We start from the raw sequence: 15,243 nt of genomic DNA on the forward strand, positions 1-15,243 counted from the left end.
CGCTCGACCTCGTGTCGTCGCCGCTCGACGGGGCGATGCAGTCCGCCGGCGTCGGGACGGGCAGTCCCGGGGAGTCGGGGGCACCGACGGCCACACCCGAACGCGGCGACGTGGCGGCGGAGGAACCGTCGGAAACCGCGACGACCGAGAGCGCCTCCGAGTCGGAAACACAGAACACCGGCGCGCCGAGCCTCGGGGACGGCCAGCGCTCCGGACCGGTCGACCCCGTCGAACCCGGCGAATTGGAGCACGTCCCGGGCGTCGGGCCAGACGGGATCGAGAACCTGACCGCGCTCAGCGCCGCCCACGAGCGCGTACTGGCCGAGGAGTCCTACACGCTGTGGGTCGATATCTACCGACCCGAGGGCGCGGACCCGAACTCGACGCGGACCCAGTACGACACCGATATCGCCGTCGCCGGCGACCGGTACGTCATCACTGAGACCGTCGAATCAGGGCGCGAGCAGACCCGACTGAGAACAGTCTACTACGACGGCGACGCGTGGTACGTCGCCGAGACCGAAGACGGGGTCGAGCGGACCCGGAGAGTCGCCGGCAACGCCACCGCGCCGCCGGTGCAGTTCGAGCCGCGTGGGTTAAACCGTGGACTCGTCCGCCAGTATCTCGACACGCGGGCGTCGAACGTGACCGGAAAAGTGACCGACGGGAACGTCACGTACTACCGAATCGAGGGGAGCCAACGCCCGGCCATCGGCGGCGTCGAACCGGTCCAGGACTACCAGTTCGTCGCCCACGTGGACGAGCGGGGGTTCGTCGCCGACGCGACGGCGACCTACGCGCTCATCTCGGATGAGGGATTCTACTGGGTGCGCTTCGAGTGGACCTACGGCCGCGTCGGCGAGACGACCGCAATACCACCAGCGTGGGTCGAGGGCGTCGAAAACGGGACGGAATCGGGGACGACGACGGCCGACAGCAACAGCCCCCCGTCGCTTCGGACACCAGCCTGACCCGCGGTGATTTCCCGGCGGGATGCCTCGATGACGACTTTTATGCGCGTCCTCCGCCGACCCCCGCTATGGCAATCGAGTCGGGAGACCGAGTCGCGCTCGCGTACGTCGGACGCTTCGAAGATGGGACCGTCTTCAACACCTCGCGGTACGAGGTCGCAGTCGAACACGGCCTGTACGAGGCCCAAGAGAAGGACCGCGACGACTACGCCCCCCAGACGTTCGTCGTCGGCGCGGGGCAGATAATTCCGGGGCTCGACGAGGCCGTCGTCGGGATGTCGGCGGGTGAGGAGGCCACCGTGACCGTCTCACCGGCGGACGCCTACGGCGAGTTCGACCCCGACCGGATTCGGACCTACGACCCCGAGACGTTCGAGGGGATGGTCGGCGAAGAGCCCGAGGTCGGCCTGCACGTCCACGCCGAAAACGGCCTCCACGGCGACGTTACCGCCGTCCGCGACGACGAGGTCGAAGTCGACTTCAACCACGAACTCGCGGGGAAGACGCTCGTCTTCGACATCGAAATCGTCGCCGTCCAGTAGGCGCTTGCGGGCGGTCGCGGCCGGTCGGCGCAGTTGTGACGACCCGAGAGAACAGAACTGAGCGTCAAGAAGGAGCGTCGAGTCGCGCTACAGCGAGTGCTTCGGGACGATTTCGGGGTCGGGCGTGTAGTTGACCGCGGCCTCGACGCGGAACACGTCGGCGAGGAGTTCCTCGGTGACGACCTCGCGCGGCGGGCCCCAGTCGTACAGTTCGCCGTCCTGCATGGCGACGAGGTAGTCGGCGAACCGCGCCGCCTGCGCGATGTCGTGGAGGACGACCGCGACCGTCACGCCGCGTTCCTCGTTGAGTTGGCGGACCGTCTCCAGCACGCGGAGCTGGTGGTGCAAGTCGAGGTACGTCGTCGGTTCGTCGAGGAGGAGCACGTCGGTATCCTGTGCAAGCACCATCGCAATCCACGCGAGTTGACTCTGGCCGCCGGAGAGGTTGCCGATCTGCTTGTCGCGGATGTGTTCGACACCGGCGAGGTCGATAGCGCGCTCGACCGCCTCGTGGTCGTCCTCGTTGACCTGCTCGAAGAAGCTCCGGTGGGGGTACCGGCCGTGGTAGACGAGGTCCTCGACGGTGAGCGACGTGGGCGAGTCGTGCTGCTGGGAGAGCAGTCCCAGTTCGCGCGCGAACGCCTTGTCGTCGTACTCGGTGATGGATTTCCCGTCGAGATAGACGTTTCCGGTGTCGGGCGAGAGCTGTTTGGCGAGCGATTTCAGGAGCGTGCTCTTGCCGGAGCCGTTCGGCCCGACGAGCGCCGTGATTTCGCCGCGCGGGATGTCGATTCGCTCGCACTCGACAACCGGCTCCTCGCTCGTCGGATACGAGAGTTCGAGCGCGTCGCCGGTGAGCGCGCTCTCGCGTGCCGAGCCGTCTTCGACGCCTGTGTGTTCGTCCGCGGTCGCGTCTGCTTCACCGTGTTGTGCCATCTGTTGGGGGTCTCTTGATTGCGGTTTCGACATCACACTTCACCAATGTTCTGCTGTTTGCGCATGAGGTAGAGGAAGTACGGCCCGCCGACGAGGCCCGTGACGACGCCGACCGGGAGCTGAACCGGGTTGAGTGCAAGGCGTGCGCCCACGTCGGCGGCGACCATCAGCGCCGGGCCGGCGAACAGACAGCCGACGACAAGGCGTTTGTAGTCGCTCCCGACCACGTTCCGCACGAGGTGCGGGACGACGAGGCCGACGAAGCCGACGATACCGGCGACGGCGATGCTCGCGGCGGCCGCGAGAACCGCGACGCCCGAGAGGGCGAATCGGACCTTCTCGATGGACATCCCGAGCGAACGGGCGGTCTGTTCGCCCAGAAGCAGGACGTTGAGCTGTCGGGAGCTTCCGAGCGCGAGGCCGATCGCGATAATCGACCACGGGAGAGCCATGCGAACTTGCTCCCAGTCGGTGCCGGTGAGCGACCCGGTCGTCCACGCGATGGCGGACTGGACGACGCCGATGTCGTCGACGAAGAAGAACAGCCCCGTCTGGAGGCTCTGGAAGACGGTGCCGACGATGACGCCCGCGAGGACGAGTCTGACCGGCGAGGTACCGTTCTTCCACGCGATGAGGTAGACGAGGACGAACGCGAACATCCCGCCGAGCGCCGCCAGAAGCGGGAGGTACGCCGCGAGCCCCGAGAAGACGACGAGCGTGAGGAGGATGAGCAGTCCGGCCCCCGACGAGACGCCGAGGATGAACGGGCTGGCCAGTTCGTTCCGGGTGACCGCCTGGAAAATCGCGCCCGAGATTGCGAGGTTCGCGCCGACGAGAGCGGCGACGAACACCCGCGGGAGCCGGATGTTCCAGACGATGAGCGTCCGCCGACTGAGGTCTGGGAGCTCGCCGCCGAGGAGGAACACCTGCCAGACCTGCGGGTCGAAGATGACCGCGGGGTCGAAGACGGCGCGCCACGCCTCGCCGATGGTCATCGAGAACGCGCCGAAGCTGACCTGTATGAGGCCGCCGACCACGACCACCACGAGGCTGGCGAGACAAAGCGACACGAGCGAGCCGTCGATCCAGCCGAACAGCCGGTTCAGCACCGACCCCGAGGACTGTTCTGTCGGCGTCGTTCCGCTCACTGCTCGACACCTCCGAGTTCGCGTCCGTCGAGGTAGTCCGCGAGCACCTCGTCAGAGAGCGCGTCGAGGACGCGTTCGGTGCCGATTACCTCGACGAGTCGCCGGATGCCGCGGAGTTCGGCGGTCTCGACCTCGTGGTCGGTCCGACGGGTGTCGAACGCTCGGTCGATGTAGGACTCGCGGAGTTCCGCGAGACGCTCGTCGTCGAGGTCGGCGTCGGCCGGCACCTCGCTTTCGAACCACTCGCGCCAGCGGTCCCGGTCGCCCCACTCGCCTTGGAACTCGGTGTCGGCGCGGAGCCAGTCGTAGTGGGCCGCGAGGTCGCCGGGGAAGCCGCGTTCGCGCCGGCGGTCCTCGATGAGACACCGGGCGACGTGGCCGCCCTGTCCGGCGGCGATGCCGACCTGCGCGTTCCGGTCGCCCGAGGGCGCGGCGACGTACAGTCCCTCGACCGGGGTCCGCCCGTCGTCGTCGGCGTAGTCGGAATCGAAGTGCTCGTGGACCTCGCCGTGGTGGTCGTGTTCCTCGAACATCGCGTCGTCGTCGTCGAGGCCGCGGAGGTAGTCGCCGTCGTACCACGCGGCGGCGACGACGTAGTCGGCTTCGACCCGGCGACCGTCCTGCGTGCGGACGGCGAATCGCCGGGCGTCGGCGTCGAACGCGTCCGGCTCGCTCTCTCTCGCGTCCGTCCCCTCATCGTCGCCCGGTCGCTCGACCGAGACGACCATGTCCGCGACGTAGTCCGCGCCGACTTCCGCGACGTGTTCGTGCATGAGCGCGGTGAACGTGTCCACGCCGATGCCGGCGGGGAAGCCGAGGTAGTTTTCGAGGTACGCACACCGACGGAAGGCGGCGTTCCCCCGGTCGAAAACGACGGTGTCGAGGCCGTATCGCGCGGTGAAGACGGCCGCGGCGCACCCGGAAGGACCGCCGCCGACGACGACCACGTCCGTCGAATCGGGTTCGGTGCCTTGGTCGGTCACGGCTCAGACAGCCCCCGTGAGAACAGCCCGTCGAAACGCGTGGTCGAAGTCGGCTCCGTCTTCGTTCATACGTTTTAGGCGTCCCTAATACAATAAACCACTTTCGAATTTTAGGTACTCCTAAATCCACCGACACGCTGAGAACGGCCCGCAAAGAGGCTGGCTCACGCGAATCAGCGGTAACGGCGTCCGAGAGAAAGGCCGGTGGACTGCCGGACGAACGCGGCCCAGCGTGTCCGAAATCCCCTCAGCCGAGGAGGTACCGGAGCTTGGGCCGCTGGCGAACGAACTTCAGTTCTTCGAGGTACGCGTCGAGGCCGAGGATGCGGCCCGCCGCGAGCGCGCCGACCACGAGGAACATCACGAGCCCCAACAGGTCGCCGTTGACCAGCCCGTGACCCCAGTCGGCGTTCCCGAGGTAGAAGAACGTCATGAGGAACGTTCCCCCGGCGGTGGCGAGGCGGACGGCAGCCCCGGTGATGAGCGCGAACCCGATGAGCGTCTCGCCCAGCGGAACCATGACGTTCGTGAACTCGAGCATCAGCGGCGTCTGGCCGACCCACGCGAGGAACGCGTGGACCGGACCGGGCGCGCCGGCGGTGCCGTTCACGAGCCAGCCGCCCGCGTTAAACGGCTCGGCGGCGAGGTACTTCGTCACCCCCGCGTGGAGGAACCAGTACCCCGTGACCAGCCGGGCGAACACGAGGACGTAGCCGGTGACGCCCTCGGCGTAGTCGAACTCCATCCGGTTCCCCAGCATCTCGATCTCGCCGGTTGCGGCCATCGTCTGTCACCTCACATGTGAAGCGTGGGCCGCCGGGAGATTATAAACCCGGACCGATTTTCGAATCCTCGGAATCTGGAAATCGGCGGGCCGTCCACGTCGATTCGAACCGGTTCCCTCGGCGGGCACGAACGCGAAGATGCGTCTCGACCTGTCGTCGCCGGTCCCGCCGGCCGCACGGCCGACGACCCGACCCGAGAGGCGGGGGTGACCGGACTCCCGCCGCACCTCACTCGGGTGCGATGACGACCCCATCGTCGTCGGCGTGATCCATCGCCACCTCGTGTCGCGTGTGGCGGGCGTGGGTGCGGGCCCACCGGCGGGCGCTGGCCTCGGAGAGGAACTGCTCGCCGTCGGGACACTGTCGGCAGCTAACGACCCACGGCGAGACGTCGTCCGGGAAGTGGCCGGTGTGGCGACGGTGGTCGAGCGCGAACTGCTCGACCGACTGATTGCCGAGCTGTAGCTCGTCCAGTTCGTACGAGAGGTCCCACTCCTCGCCGCACCGCGAACACGAGACGGTCGGCGTGTCGTCTATCGGGGCCGTCGGGGAGTGCGTGCGAAAGTCGTCGTCGCTCGGTGGAGACACAGGCGGGGTTGGGACCGCGGCCTCTTGTAACCGTCTGCCCCCGAAGTGAAAGACAATTTATTGATGTATTTTCAGGAATCGGCCGGACGAGGCTCCCGGTCGCCGAGCCTCACTCCGCGTTCGACGCCCAGTCTCTGACCAGCGCGACGGCGAAAACCGTCAGAAGAGCAGCTATGCCGGCGTTTCGTGCGAAATCGCCGGTATCGCCGGCGGCGAGTCGGACGACGCCGAGCGCGAGGAGGAGTCCGATGACGAGCGCGAACAGGACGGCCGCCCACGACCGCGCGTGCATGGTCGAGGGTAGCGGGTCGCCGGGGAAAACCATTCAGGTCGGCGCATCGAACCGGCTTCTCGGTCGTGACACCCGGTTCCCCGCACCGTCTGGGTCGGGCGCGTCTCGGATTCAGGCGCTCGCGTCGTAGCCCGCGTCTTCGACGGCCGCGACGAGGGCGTCGGTGTCGGCGTCGCCCTCGACGGTCGCGCGCTCCGTCTCGCGGTCGGCGGTCGCGTCATCGACGCCGTCGACGCCGGCGAGGGCGTCGGCGACGCGCTGTTCGCAGTGTTCGCAGGTCATTCCGGTGACGGTGAGAGTGGTCGGCATACGGTTCGAGGTAGGGGCTTCTCGATTTAGTGAATTGTCCTTTCGTTGGTTCGGCGACCAGCCGACTCCGACTTTCGAATCGAAAGCCGAACGCGAGGAACACCTATGACATCGTGGCCCCTACCGGAGCGCATGCGCGCGCTCGACGAAACCGATCTCCACATCCTCGAACTCCTCGCCGAAGACGCCCGCCGACCGTTCAGCGACATCTCCGCCGAAGTCGGCCTCTCCGCGCCGGCGGTCTCCGACCGCATTGACCGTCTCCGCGAGGAGGGCATCATCCGCCGCTTCACCGTCGACCTCGACCAGTCGACGCTGTCGGGCGGGACGCCCGTCCTCGTCAGGCTGACCGTCCGCCCGGAGTTCGTCGACGAGGTCCGCGACGCCCTCCGCGGGGCCGACCCGGTCCAACACCTGTTCGTCGCGGCCGACGGCGAGGTGACGGCCCACGCCCGACTCGACGGGAGTTCCGTCCGCGCCCAGTTGGACGACCTCGTGGACCTCTCGCGGGTTCGCGACTACGAGGTGAGCCTCGTGGAGTCCGCCGAGTGGACGCCGACGGTCAACGGAACCGGGTTCGCCCTCGAATGCGCCGAATGCGGCAACACGGTGACGAGCGAGGGCGAAAGCGCCCGCATCGGCGGGACGCTCTACCACTTCTGCTGTTCGTCCTGTCTCGGCCGGTTCGAAGACCGATACGACCGCCTCGAAGCCGGCGCGAACGACGACTGAGCGGGCCGAGAGGCCGATGACCGAGCGGCGCGGCCACCGGTTTCGAATCGAAAGTTCGACCCCGCGGTGACGTTCGGTTCTGAAGGGGAAATCGAGGTAAGAGAGGGGCACGTACGTACAGGTAAGATGAGTAGCCGAACGGCCCACTTAGACATCCGCGGGATGAGTTGCGCGAACTGCTCGCGCACCGTCGGCGAGGCGTTGGAGGCGCTCGACGGCGTGACGAGCGCCAGCGTCAACTTCGCCACCGACGAGGGCTCCGTGGAGTACGACCCCGAGGAGGTATCGCTCGGCGAGATATACGATGCCATCGAGGGCGCCGGCTACGAGGCGCTCTCGGAGACCCGGACCATCGGCATCACCGGGATGAGCTGTGCGAACTGCGCCGACGCGAACCGGAAGTCGCTGGAGTCGGTTCCGGGCGTCGTCGCCGCCGAGGTCAACTTCGCCACCGACGAGGCGCACGTCACCTTCAACCCCGCCGACGCGGGCCTCGACGACATGTACCGGGCGGTCGAAGACGCCGGCTACACGCCCGTCCGCGAAGACGACGACGGCGAGGAATCCGTTGAGGACGCCCGTGACGCCGCCCGCAACGACGAGATTCGCCGACAGAAGCGCCTGACGTTGTTCGGCGCGGCGCTGTCGCTCCCGCTCCTTGCGATGCTCGCGGTCGAACTGTTCGGCGGTGGCCTCCCCGAGACGATTCCCGGCACGGGCATCCCCGTCGGCTGGATTGGCTTCGCGTTCGCCACGCCGGTGCAGGTCTACCTCGGCCGCGAGTTCTACGAGAACTCCTACACTGCGCTCGTTCGGAACCGCACTGCCAACATGGACGTGCTCATCGCCATGGGGTCGTCCACGGCGTACCTCTACTCCGTCGCCGTCCTCGTCGGCCTCCTCGCCGGCAGTCTCTACTTCGACACCGCCGCGCTCATCTTGGTGTTCATCACGCTCGGGAACTACCTCGAAGCGCGCTCGAAGGGACAGGCCTCCGAGGCGCTCCGGACGCTCCTCGAACTCGAAGCCGACACCGCGACGCTCGTCGACGACGACGGAACCGAACGCGAGGTCCCCCTCGACGAGGTCGAGGTCGGCGACCGCATGAAGGTCCGTCCCGGCGAGAAGATTCCGACCGACGGCGTCGTCGTCGACGGCGACTCCGCGGTCGACGAGTCGATGGTCACGGGCGAGTCCGTCCCCGTCTCGAAGGCCGAAGGCGACGAGGTCGTCGGCTCGACGGTGAACCAAAACGGCGTCCTCGTGGTCGAAGCGACCAAGGTCGGCTCCGAGACGGCAATCCAACAAATCGTCTCGCTCGTCAAGGAGGCCCAGGGCCGCCAGCCCGAGATTCAGAACCTCGCCGACCGTATCTCGGCGTACTTCGTGCCCGCGGTCATCGCCAACGCCCTCCTGTGGGGCGTCGTCTGGTTCCTCTTCCCCGAGGCGCTCGCCGGGTTCATCCGGTCGCTCCCCGTCTGGGGGCTCGTCGCGGGCGGTCCCGTCGCCGCGGGCGGCGCGGTCTCGACGTTCGAGTTCGCCGTCGTCGTCTTCGCCTCGGCCGTGCTCATCGCCTGCCCCTGTGCGCTCGGCCTCGCCACCCCGGCCGCGACGATGGTCGGGACGGCAATCGGCGCGCGCAACGGCGTCCTGTTCAAGGGCGGCGACGTGCTTGAACGCGTCAAAGACGTGGAAACCGTCGTCTTCGACAAGACCGGCACGCTCACCAAAGGCAAGATGACGCTGACCGACGTGGTCGCCGTCGGCCCCGCCGCCGACGGTTCGGGCGTCGTCACCGCCGTCGACGACGAGACGCTCGTCGACGACGACGTGCTCGACTACGCCCGCGTCGGCCGAGCGCAACAGCGAACACCCGCTGGCCCGCGCCATCGTATCCGGCGCGGAGGACCGCGGTCTCGACCTCGCTGACCCGGAAGACTTCGAGAACGTCCCCGGTCACGGGATTCGCGCGACCGTCGACGGGAAGCCCGTCCTCGTCGGTAACCGCAAACTTCTCTCGGACGCGGGCGTCGACCCCGCGCCCGCCGAGGACGCGCTTCGCGACCTCGAAAGCGAGGGGAAGACCGCGATGCTCGTCGCGGTCGACGGCGACCTCGCGGGCGTCGTCGCCGACGCGGACGAAATCAAGGAGTCGGCCGCCGAGGCCGTCGCCGCGCTCCGCGACCGCGGCGCGACCGTCCACATGATCACCGGCGACAACGAGCGGACCGCCCGCGCCGTCGCCGAACAGGTCGGCATCGACCCCGAGAACGTCAGCGCCGGCGTCCTCCCCGAGGACAAGGCCGACGCCGTCGAGTCCCTGCAGGCCGACGGGACGAGAGCCATGATGGTCGGCGACGGCGTCAACGACGCGCCCGCGCTCGCCGCCGCGTACGTCGGCACGGCGCTCGGCTCCGGCACCGACGTGGCTATCGAGGCCGCCGACGTGACGCTCATGCGCGACGACCCGCTCGACGTGGTGAAGGCCATCCGCATCTCCGCCGGGACGCTCGCGAAAATCAAACAGAACCTGTTCTGGGCGCTCGGCTACAACACCGCGATGATTCCGCTCGCGTCGCTCGGCCTCCTCCAGCCGGTGTTCGCCGCGGGCGCGATGGCGCTGTCGTCGGTGTCCGTCCTCACGAACAGCCTCCTGTTCCGGACCTACACGCCGGACCACGACTACCGCTTCCTCGACTTCCTCCGGCGGTAGTCAGCCGGTTCCGGGTCGGCCCCGGTCGGCGCTCACCGAGAACGCCGTCTCGTTTTTCTCCTTGCGCCGCGACTCTCTCCGGTAATGACTCGTCGAATCACCGCGCTGACGGAGTCGTGGCTGCCGGTCGCCGTCGGTGCGTTCCTCGTCCTCGTCGGCCTCGGGACGCTCGTGGGTGCTCCGTGGCGCTACGCCGCCGCCGAGTCGGTCGTCGCGGTCGCGGCGCTCCAGATACTCGGGTCGCTGTCGACGGTCGTCATCGGTGCCGGAGTCGCGTGGCTCGGTGCGAGCGGGGTGCGCGAAAAACGGTGACGGACGGCGGACGAGGCGTTCAGTACCGCGACGGGAGGAACGCCATGCCGATGAGGAGAACGACCGTGGTGAACGAGACGATGGCGACGCCCCAGAGACCGTTTTCGGTCTCGTGGAAGTGCTCGATTTCGGACAGTTGCGCTTGGTAGCTGTCGTAGTTCTGCGTCAGGACGAGCGTCTCACCGTTCGGGAAGTACGCGAGATACTGCTGTCCCGAGATGGTCAGGTTCGCTTCGTTATCGACGGTGACGGTGTTCTCCTCGGGGGCGAACCATTCGAGGGTCACGCCGGAGGTCTCGACTGCGTCGACGGTGACAGACTGGTTGTTGTAGTCGAAAGAGTCTCCCTCGGCGACGGTGCGCGTCTCGTTGGCCGGGAAGTACTCGTCGACCGAGACGAGCGTCGAGTCGTTGATGACGACGTAGCGCTCGCCGTTCCGGGTGACGGTCTCGTTATCGGCGTTCGAGTCGGCCTGGAGGATTGCGGTCTCGTTGTACAGCTCGACCAGCGTCGCCTCGGTGGGGTCGGAGACGTTGGCGATTTCGACACGGTAGTCCGTGCCGTCGAGCGTGACGGTGCTCTCGTTGTCCCACGTCTCGGTGAAGCGAGCGGAGTCGTTCACGTAGGTGAGCTCACCGGAGCGGACCAGCGTGGTGCCACCACCGTGACCGCCCGATTCCTCCTCTTCGGTTATCGACGACACTGTGTACGTCTGGTCGCTACCGGGGACGGAGAACTCGTCCCCCTGTGCCAGCGAGTACTCGGGGTTCTCGAAACTGACCGACGGCGTCGATGCAGTCGCGATAAGTGAGTATGCACCGGCACCGATGACCAGGAAGAACACGACGGAGATGACCGCGGCGCGTCGTTGCATGGTTTCGGCATGGGCCACGCGGCGTATAACGATTACTTTTCCTCGGAGCGTGTCACCGTGCCGCGCGACCGCCGGCGGCGACTCCCGCCCCCAATACGACGGTGTAGACGAACAGTCGAAGCTGTGGATTGACAAGGGTTTTTGAAACTATTGGCCGAACCACCCTCCAATGAGATACCGACCAGTCGTTCGACGGTGCCGAACCGGGAGTTGGTCGTGACGCGCGACGACGACCCCGTCACAGAACAGTTGGAACTCGCCGCCGATCGATTCGACTTCCTCAACGCGTTGGACGGCGCGCACCTCGACAAGCGAGATTTGATCGAGGCGCTCCCGTACTCCCGCTCGACGGTCGACCGCGCGATACGCGACCTGACCGCCGCGGGATTCGTCCTCGACGACGGCGACTACACCACGTCGCTGAAGGGCGGACAGTTCATCTCCCTGTTTCGTTCCACCCGCGCCGCCGCCGCCGACGTGCTCGAACTCGACTCGTTCGTCGCCGGAGCGGCCGCCGACTACCCGCTTCCGGTCGAGGCCGTCGTCGGAGCCGACGAACTGCGGACCGACCCGCGCGTCTCACACCCGTTCGATGCGCTCGGAAACAGGCTCAAAGCGACGAACAACGGGACGTTCGTCCTCCCGTACCTGCCGAGTCAGACGTTCGTCGACCGGTGTACGACCTGGCTCGTCGACGGGCACTCCTGTCGGTTCGTCGTGCCCGACTCAGTCGTCACCGCTATCTGGCGGGCGTACCCGGCGTTTCTCGAAACCGTACAGGCCGTCTCGGACTGCGAGCTTCGGGTCGGCGAGGTACCCCCGTTCGCCATCGTGCAGACGACACTCGACGGGACGCCCCACACGATGGTGGTCGCCTACGACGACGATGCGCGCGCGAGATGCGTCATCGAGAACACGAGCGAGCGCGCCGTGGCGTGGGCCCGGAATCGCGTGCAGTCGATTTGGGAAGCCGCGAACCCGTTCGACCTCAACGGAAACGCCGACGGCGAGACCCCCGGAACCGAAGCGAGTGGCGCGGACGCCAAGGCGGATGGCACGGACGCCATGGCAGACGACGCGAACGCCGAAGCGACGGCGACCGATCCCAGCGTAACTGACGACCGCGGTGCGAGTGCAACGATTCGCGGCCCGGCGCTCTCCACGGCGCTGCGGTCACAGGGGTTCGTCCGACTCGCTCCGGCGTACTTCGACCGCGTCGGCGCCTCGCCGCCGCTGGCGTGCTGGCGCGCCGGCTTCGACCTCGGAGAGGTCCGCGCCGGTTACGCGCTCGACCGCGAGCGCCCGACCGAAGACGGACGCGAGAACGTGACTGACGACCTGTTCTCCCGGCTCCGCTCGGGAACCGACCACGTCGTGACGGGGCCGCCCGGCGCGGGAAAGAGCACGGTCTGTATGTCCGTCGCGTGCCGGTGGTACGACCACGAACAGGGTATCGTCCTCTACCGGAAGTCCGGCCAGCACGACCCGTTTACCTCCGCGGCGCACCTCGGGTCGTACCTCGCCGAGGCCAGCGGGCACGTCCTCGTCGTCGTCGAGGACGCGACCCGGACCGAGGCGAACAGTATCTTCGAACTCGTCCGCGAGTTCGACGACGACGACCGCGTGACGTTCCTCCTCGACAGTCGGGAAAGCGAGTGGCGCGACGGCTCGCTCCGCGGCACCGCTCGCCTCGAATTCCACCGGACACAGTCGATAGACGTGGTCTCCGTTCCCGTCGTCGACGCCCGCGAGCGAGCCAGACTGGTCGACCACTTCGAGGCGACTGTCGGAGCGAACGTCGATATCGACCCCGAGGAACTCACCCCGAACGAGGGCGGAGACCTCGAGCCAGGAGAGATGTATCTCTTTTTGCATCGACTCGCCCGGCACGCCGAGCCGGCAGCCGGAGAGAACGCCGCCCCGACGAGCCTCCTCGACGACATCGATTCCGTCTACGCCGACCTCGAACGCGTCGACGAGCGACTCGGCGTCGACGTCGGCGTTCTCGTGAACCTTCTGAACGCCTCGGGAATCGGCGTCTCGCCGCCGCTCGCGTACGCACTCACCGAGTCGAAGCGCGACGAATCCGTCGTCGAAGAATCGCTCGACGCCCTCGAACGAACCGTCCTCTACTCCGCATTCGGCGACGACGAGTCCGACGGGGAGCGGGTCCGCGCGGTCCACGAGACGTGGTCCGCTCGCTTCCTCCAGCGGTTGCTTGACCTCGAATCCGAGCGCCGCGCCCGCCGCCGGTTCGAGCGATGTCTCGACACGCTCTGCTCGCTCGTCGACGACGACGACGCGCGCCAGACCGTCCAATCGGTGTTCGGCGGGACCGCCGATATCGTTCGCACTATCGAGCGCGACCCCTCGACGTGGGGAGAACGACTCGTCCGCAGCGTGTTCGAACTCGGCATCAACACACCGACGCTCTCCGAGCTGTACGCCGAGACCGACTACTCCGACGTCGGCGTGCCGCGGGCCTGCGACGGCACGCTCCGGCTCGACGTTCGTCGGTGGCGCGCCCGCATGTTCGTCAACGGGGGCGAACTCGAACGCGCCGAGCGAGAGTTCGAGTCGCTCGCGTCGCTCGACGACGAGCGACTCGACGAAGCGGCACTGGTCCGCGCGCGCGCCGACGGCTTTGCCGGACTCTCCGAGGTCGGACGCTACCGCGGTTCGTTCGAGCGCGCCCGCGAATACGCACGAGAGGCACTCGAACGATTCAGTCGAAGCGACGACAATGTGGGCCGTAGCGACGTGTTGAACGCGCTGGGAGGTATCGAAGCACAGACCGACAATCCAGAGGGCGCGAAAGCCTACTACCAGCGAGCGCTCGAGTTCCGCCGCGACCTCGGAGACGATACGAAAGTTGCGAGCACGCTCGCGAACCTCGGACTCGTCGAGGTAACGCTTCGAGAGTTCGAGTCAGCCGCGGCGCACGCCCGCACGAGTCTCCAGATTCGCCGAGAGATTCAGTATCCGTGGGGGGAAGCGCTGAGCCTCGCCGTTCTCAGCCATATCGAACTCGAAAACGGGACGCTCGACGAAGCGGAGCGATACGCCCGACTCGCGCTCGATATCCGCGTCGAAATCGGCGACTCCATCGGCGTCGCGTCAACGTCGAACAACCTCGGGAAGATAGCGTTCGACCGCGGGGCGCTCGACGACGCGCGCGAGCGCTACGAATCGCTTCTCGACGACGTCGAGGACCCGGAGTTCGATTGGATTCGACGGGACGTGTACTACGGCCTCGCCCAAACGCTCTCTGAACTCGGTGAACCGGAGACCGCTATCGAATACGCCGAACGCGCCATCGACCTCCTCGAAGAAAACGAGTCGAAGCGGACCGAACTCCAGACTGTCCGCGCCCGCGCTCTCCTGAACAGCGGCGATCTCGACAACGCGCGAACGGTCGCAGAACGCGCCCACGAACGAGCGCCCGGACTCGGCGACGAGCCGAAGACGCTCGCGAGCGTGACGCTCGGAGACGTGTACGTGCGGTCGGGAGAGACCGATGACGGGATTTCGCTGCTCAGGACTGCAATCGAATCTGCGCCGACGGCAGTTCTCGAAGGTCGGTGTCACCGACGGTACGCTACGGCACTTTGTGAGACCGGAGACGTTTCGGATGCACTCGCCGAATTACGACGCGCTGCAGCGTGCTTTTCCTCCGTCGGAGCCGGGGTTCGAGCGCGGAAGACCGCACTCGACGCCCTCGAACTTGCACACGAACTGGGCGACGACGACGCGGTCAGCGCACTCGAACAGCGGCTCGTACGATAACGTCGCCAGTCGGCGATTCGATACCAAAACGCGTCGCTCACGGGAGTCGCGTTCGAAGAGAAAAGCCAAGGGCCGGATTTGAACCGGCGGGGGTTCCGCTCTGCAGGCGGATGCGTTGGGCCGAACTCTGCCACCTTGGCGCAGTTACTCGTATCCCTGTCTTGTGCTTAAGCCTGACGGTGTGCGACCTGAGTCGGGCGTTTTCGCTGTCTCGACTGAGGGAGCGGTCGCTGTCTGTGCAGTGCGCGAGCGATTGCCGCTCGCTATAAATG

The 15,243-nt window shown here is 67.1% G+C and carries 13 protein-coding genes, 1 tRNA gene and 1 pseudogene; 6 read left to right on the forward strand and 9 right to left on the reverse strand.

Annotated elements, in window-relative coordinates; genetic code table 11:
* Together NKF06_RS15650 and NKF06_RS15655 are read left to right on the forward strand one after the other, a co-directional pair.
* Window positions 1-971 (forward strand): hypothetical protein (locus NKF06_RS15650; RefSeq protein WP_253245930.1); only part of this gene is annotated, 971 nt, incomplete at its 5' end.
* A 68-nt stretch (window positions 972-1,039) separates the two neighbouring features.
* Window positions 1,040-1,513, forward strand: coding sequence for a peptidylprolyl isomerase (locus NKF06_RS15655; protein ID WP_253245931.1), 474 nt, complete (start codon window positions 1,040-1,042; stop codon window positions 1,511-1,513).
* A gap of 87 nt (window positions 1,514-1,600) precedes the next feature.
* On the opposite strand, the gene NKF06_RS15660 is transcribed toward NKF06_RS15655, so the two are convergent.
* From NKF06_RS15660 to NKF06_RS15690, 7 genes are all read right to left on the reverse strand, one after another.
* On the reverse strand, window positions 1,601-2,482 hold the full coding sequence (locus NKF06_RS15660; RefSeq protein WP_058828403.1) for an ABC transporter ATP-binding protein: 882 nt from the start codon (window positions 2,480-2,482) through the stop codon (window positions 1,601-1,603).
* Entirely contained in the window at window positions 2,482-3,597 is a 1,116-nt protein-coding gene (locus tag NKF06_RS15665) for an iron ABC transporter permease (protein ID WP_058828402.1), read from the reverse strand. The genes NKF06_RS15660 and NKF06_RS15665 overlap by 1 nt, the downstream gene beginning before the upstream one ends.
* Window positions 3,594-4,580, reverse strand: coding sequence for an FAD-dependent oxidoreductase (locus NKF06_RS15670; protein WP_253245932.1), 987 nt, complete (start codon window positions 4,578-4,580; stop codon window positions 3,594-3,596). Before NKF06_RS15670 ends, NKF06_RS15665 begins: the two co-directional genes overlap by 4 nt.
* A gap of 247 nt (window positions 4,581-4,827) precedes the next feature.
* Window positions 4,828-5,364 carry a DoxX family membrane protein gene (locus NKF06_RS15675; protein ID WP_253245933.1) on the reverse strand — a complete coding sequence of 179 codons (537 nt, stop codon included), beginning with the start codon at window positions 5,362-5,364 and terminating at the stop codon, window positions 4,828-4,830.
* Window positions 5,365-5,593: 229 nt separating this feature from the next.
* Window positions 5,594-5,953 (reverse strand): hypothetical protein, encoded by a 360-nt coding sequence (locus NKF06_RS15680; protein ID WP_058828399.1) that lies wholly within the window; start codon window positions 5,951-5,953, stop codon window positions 5,594-5,596.
* Window positions 5,954-6,062: 109 nt separating this feature from the next.
* Entirely contained in the window at window positions 6,063-6,245 is a 183-nt protein-coding gene (locus tag NKF06_RS15685; RefSeq protein ID WP_004976527.1) for a hypothetical protein, read from the reverse strand.
* 111 nt (window positions 6,246-6,356) lie between these two features.
* Entirely contained in the window at window positions 6,357-6,554 is a 198-nt protein-coding gene (locus NKF06_RS15690; RefSeq protein WP_058566193.1) for a heavy metal-associated domain-containing protein, read from the reverse strand.
* A 132-nt stretch (window positions 6,555-6,686) separates the two neighbouring features.
* Here NKF06_RS15690 and NKF06_RS15695 point away from each other — a divergent pair, with 132 nt between their 5' ends.
* The 3 genes and pseudogenes from NKF06_RS15695 to NKF06_RS15705 all read left to right on the forward strand — a co-directional run bounded on the left by NKF06_RS15695 (window position 6,687) and on the right by NKF06_RS15705 (window position 10,311).
* Window positions 6,687-7,286 (forward strand): AsnC family transcriptional regulator, encoded by a 600-nt coding sequence (locus tag NKF06_RS15695; RefSeq protein WP_058828397.1) that lies wholly within the window; start codon window positions 6,687-6,689, stop codon window positions 7,284-7,286.
* Window positions 7,287-7,412: 126 nt separating this feature from the next.
* A pseudogene (locus NKF06_RS15700) lies at window positions 7,413-9,999 on the forward strand (heavy metal translocating P-type ATPase).
* Between the two features lie 84 nt (window positions 10,000-10,083).
* Window positions 10,084-10,311 (forward strand): hypothetical protein, encoded by a 228-nt coding sequence (locus NKF06_RS15705; protein ID WP_253245934.1) that lies wholly within the window; start codon window positions 10,084-10,086, stop codon window positions 10,309-10,311.
* 19 nt (window positions 10,312-10,330) lie between these two features.
* Here the strand turns inward: NKF06_RS15705 and NKF06_RS15710 are convergent, their stop codons facing one another.
* Entirely contained in the window at window positions 10,331-11,185 is an 855-nt protein-coding gene (locus NKF06_RS15710) for a hypothetical protein (RefSeq protein WP_253245935.1), read from the reverse strand.
* 216 nt (window positions 11,186-11,401) lie between these two features.
* Between NKF06_RS15710 and NKF06_RS15715 the strand changes: the two genes are divergently transcribed.
* Window positions 11,402-14,971: a tetratricopeptide repeat protein gene (locus NKF06_RS15715; protein WP_253245936.1), complete on the forward strand. Its 3,570-nt coding sequence runs from the start codon at window positions 11,402-11,404 to the stop codon at window positions 14,969-14,971.
* Window positions 14,972-15,034: 63 nt separating this feature from the next.
* On the opposite strand, the gene NKF06_RS15720 is transcribed toward NKF06_RS15715, so the two are convergent.
* Window positions 15,035-15,111 (reverse strand) — tRNA-Cys (locus NKF06_RS15720).
* Window positions 15,112-15,243: the final 132 nt, after the last annotated feature.

Source organism: Haloferax sp. AB510 (assembly GCF_024136985.1).
Classification (GTDB): domain Archaea; phylum Halobacteriota; class Halobacteria; order Halobacteriales; family Haloferacaceae; genus Haloferax.

Bases quoted from the DNA above. Each gene is read 5' to 3' on its own strand.
- NKF06_RS15655 (WP_253245931.1), top strand. From the start codon at position 1,040: ATGGCAATCGAGTCGGGAGACCGAGTCGCGCTCGCGTACGTCGGACGC.
- NKF06_RS15660 (WP_058828403.1), bottom strand. From the start codon at position 2,482: ATGTCGAAACCGCAATCAAGAGACCCCCAACAGATGGCACAACACGGT.
- NKF06_RS15675 (WP_253245933.1), bottom strand. From the start codon at position 5,364: ATGGCCGCAACCGGCGAGATCGAGATGCTGGGGAACCGGATGGAGTTC.
- NKF06_RS15685 (WP_004976527.1), bottom strand. From the start codon at position 6,245: ATGCACGCGCGGTCGTGGGCGGCCGTCCTGTTCGCGCTCGTCATCGGA.
- NKF06_RS15690 (WP_058566193.1), bottom strand. From the start codon at position 6,554: ATGCCGACCACTCTCACCGTCACCGGAATGACCTGCGAACACTGCGAA.
- NKF06_RS15695 (WP_058828397.1), top strand. From the start codon at position 6,687: ATGCGCGCGCTCGACGAAACCGATCTCCACATCCTCGAACTCCTCGCC.
- NKF06_RS15705 (WP_253245934.1), top strand. From the start codon at position 10,084: ATGACTCGTCGAATCACCGCGCTGACGGAGTCGTGGCTGCCGGTCGCC.
- NKF06_RS15710 (WP_253245935.1), bottom strand. From the start codon at position 11,185: ATGCAACGACGCGCCGCGGTCATCTCCGTCGTGTTCTTCCTGGTCATC.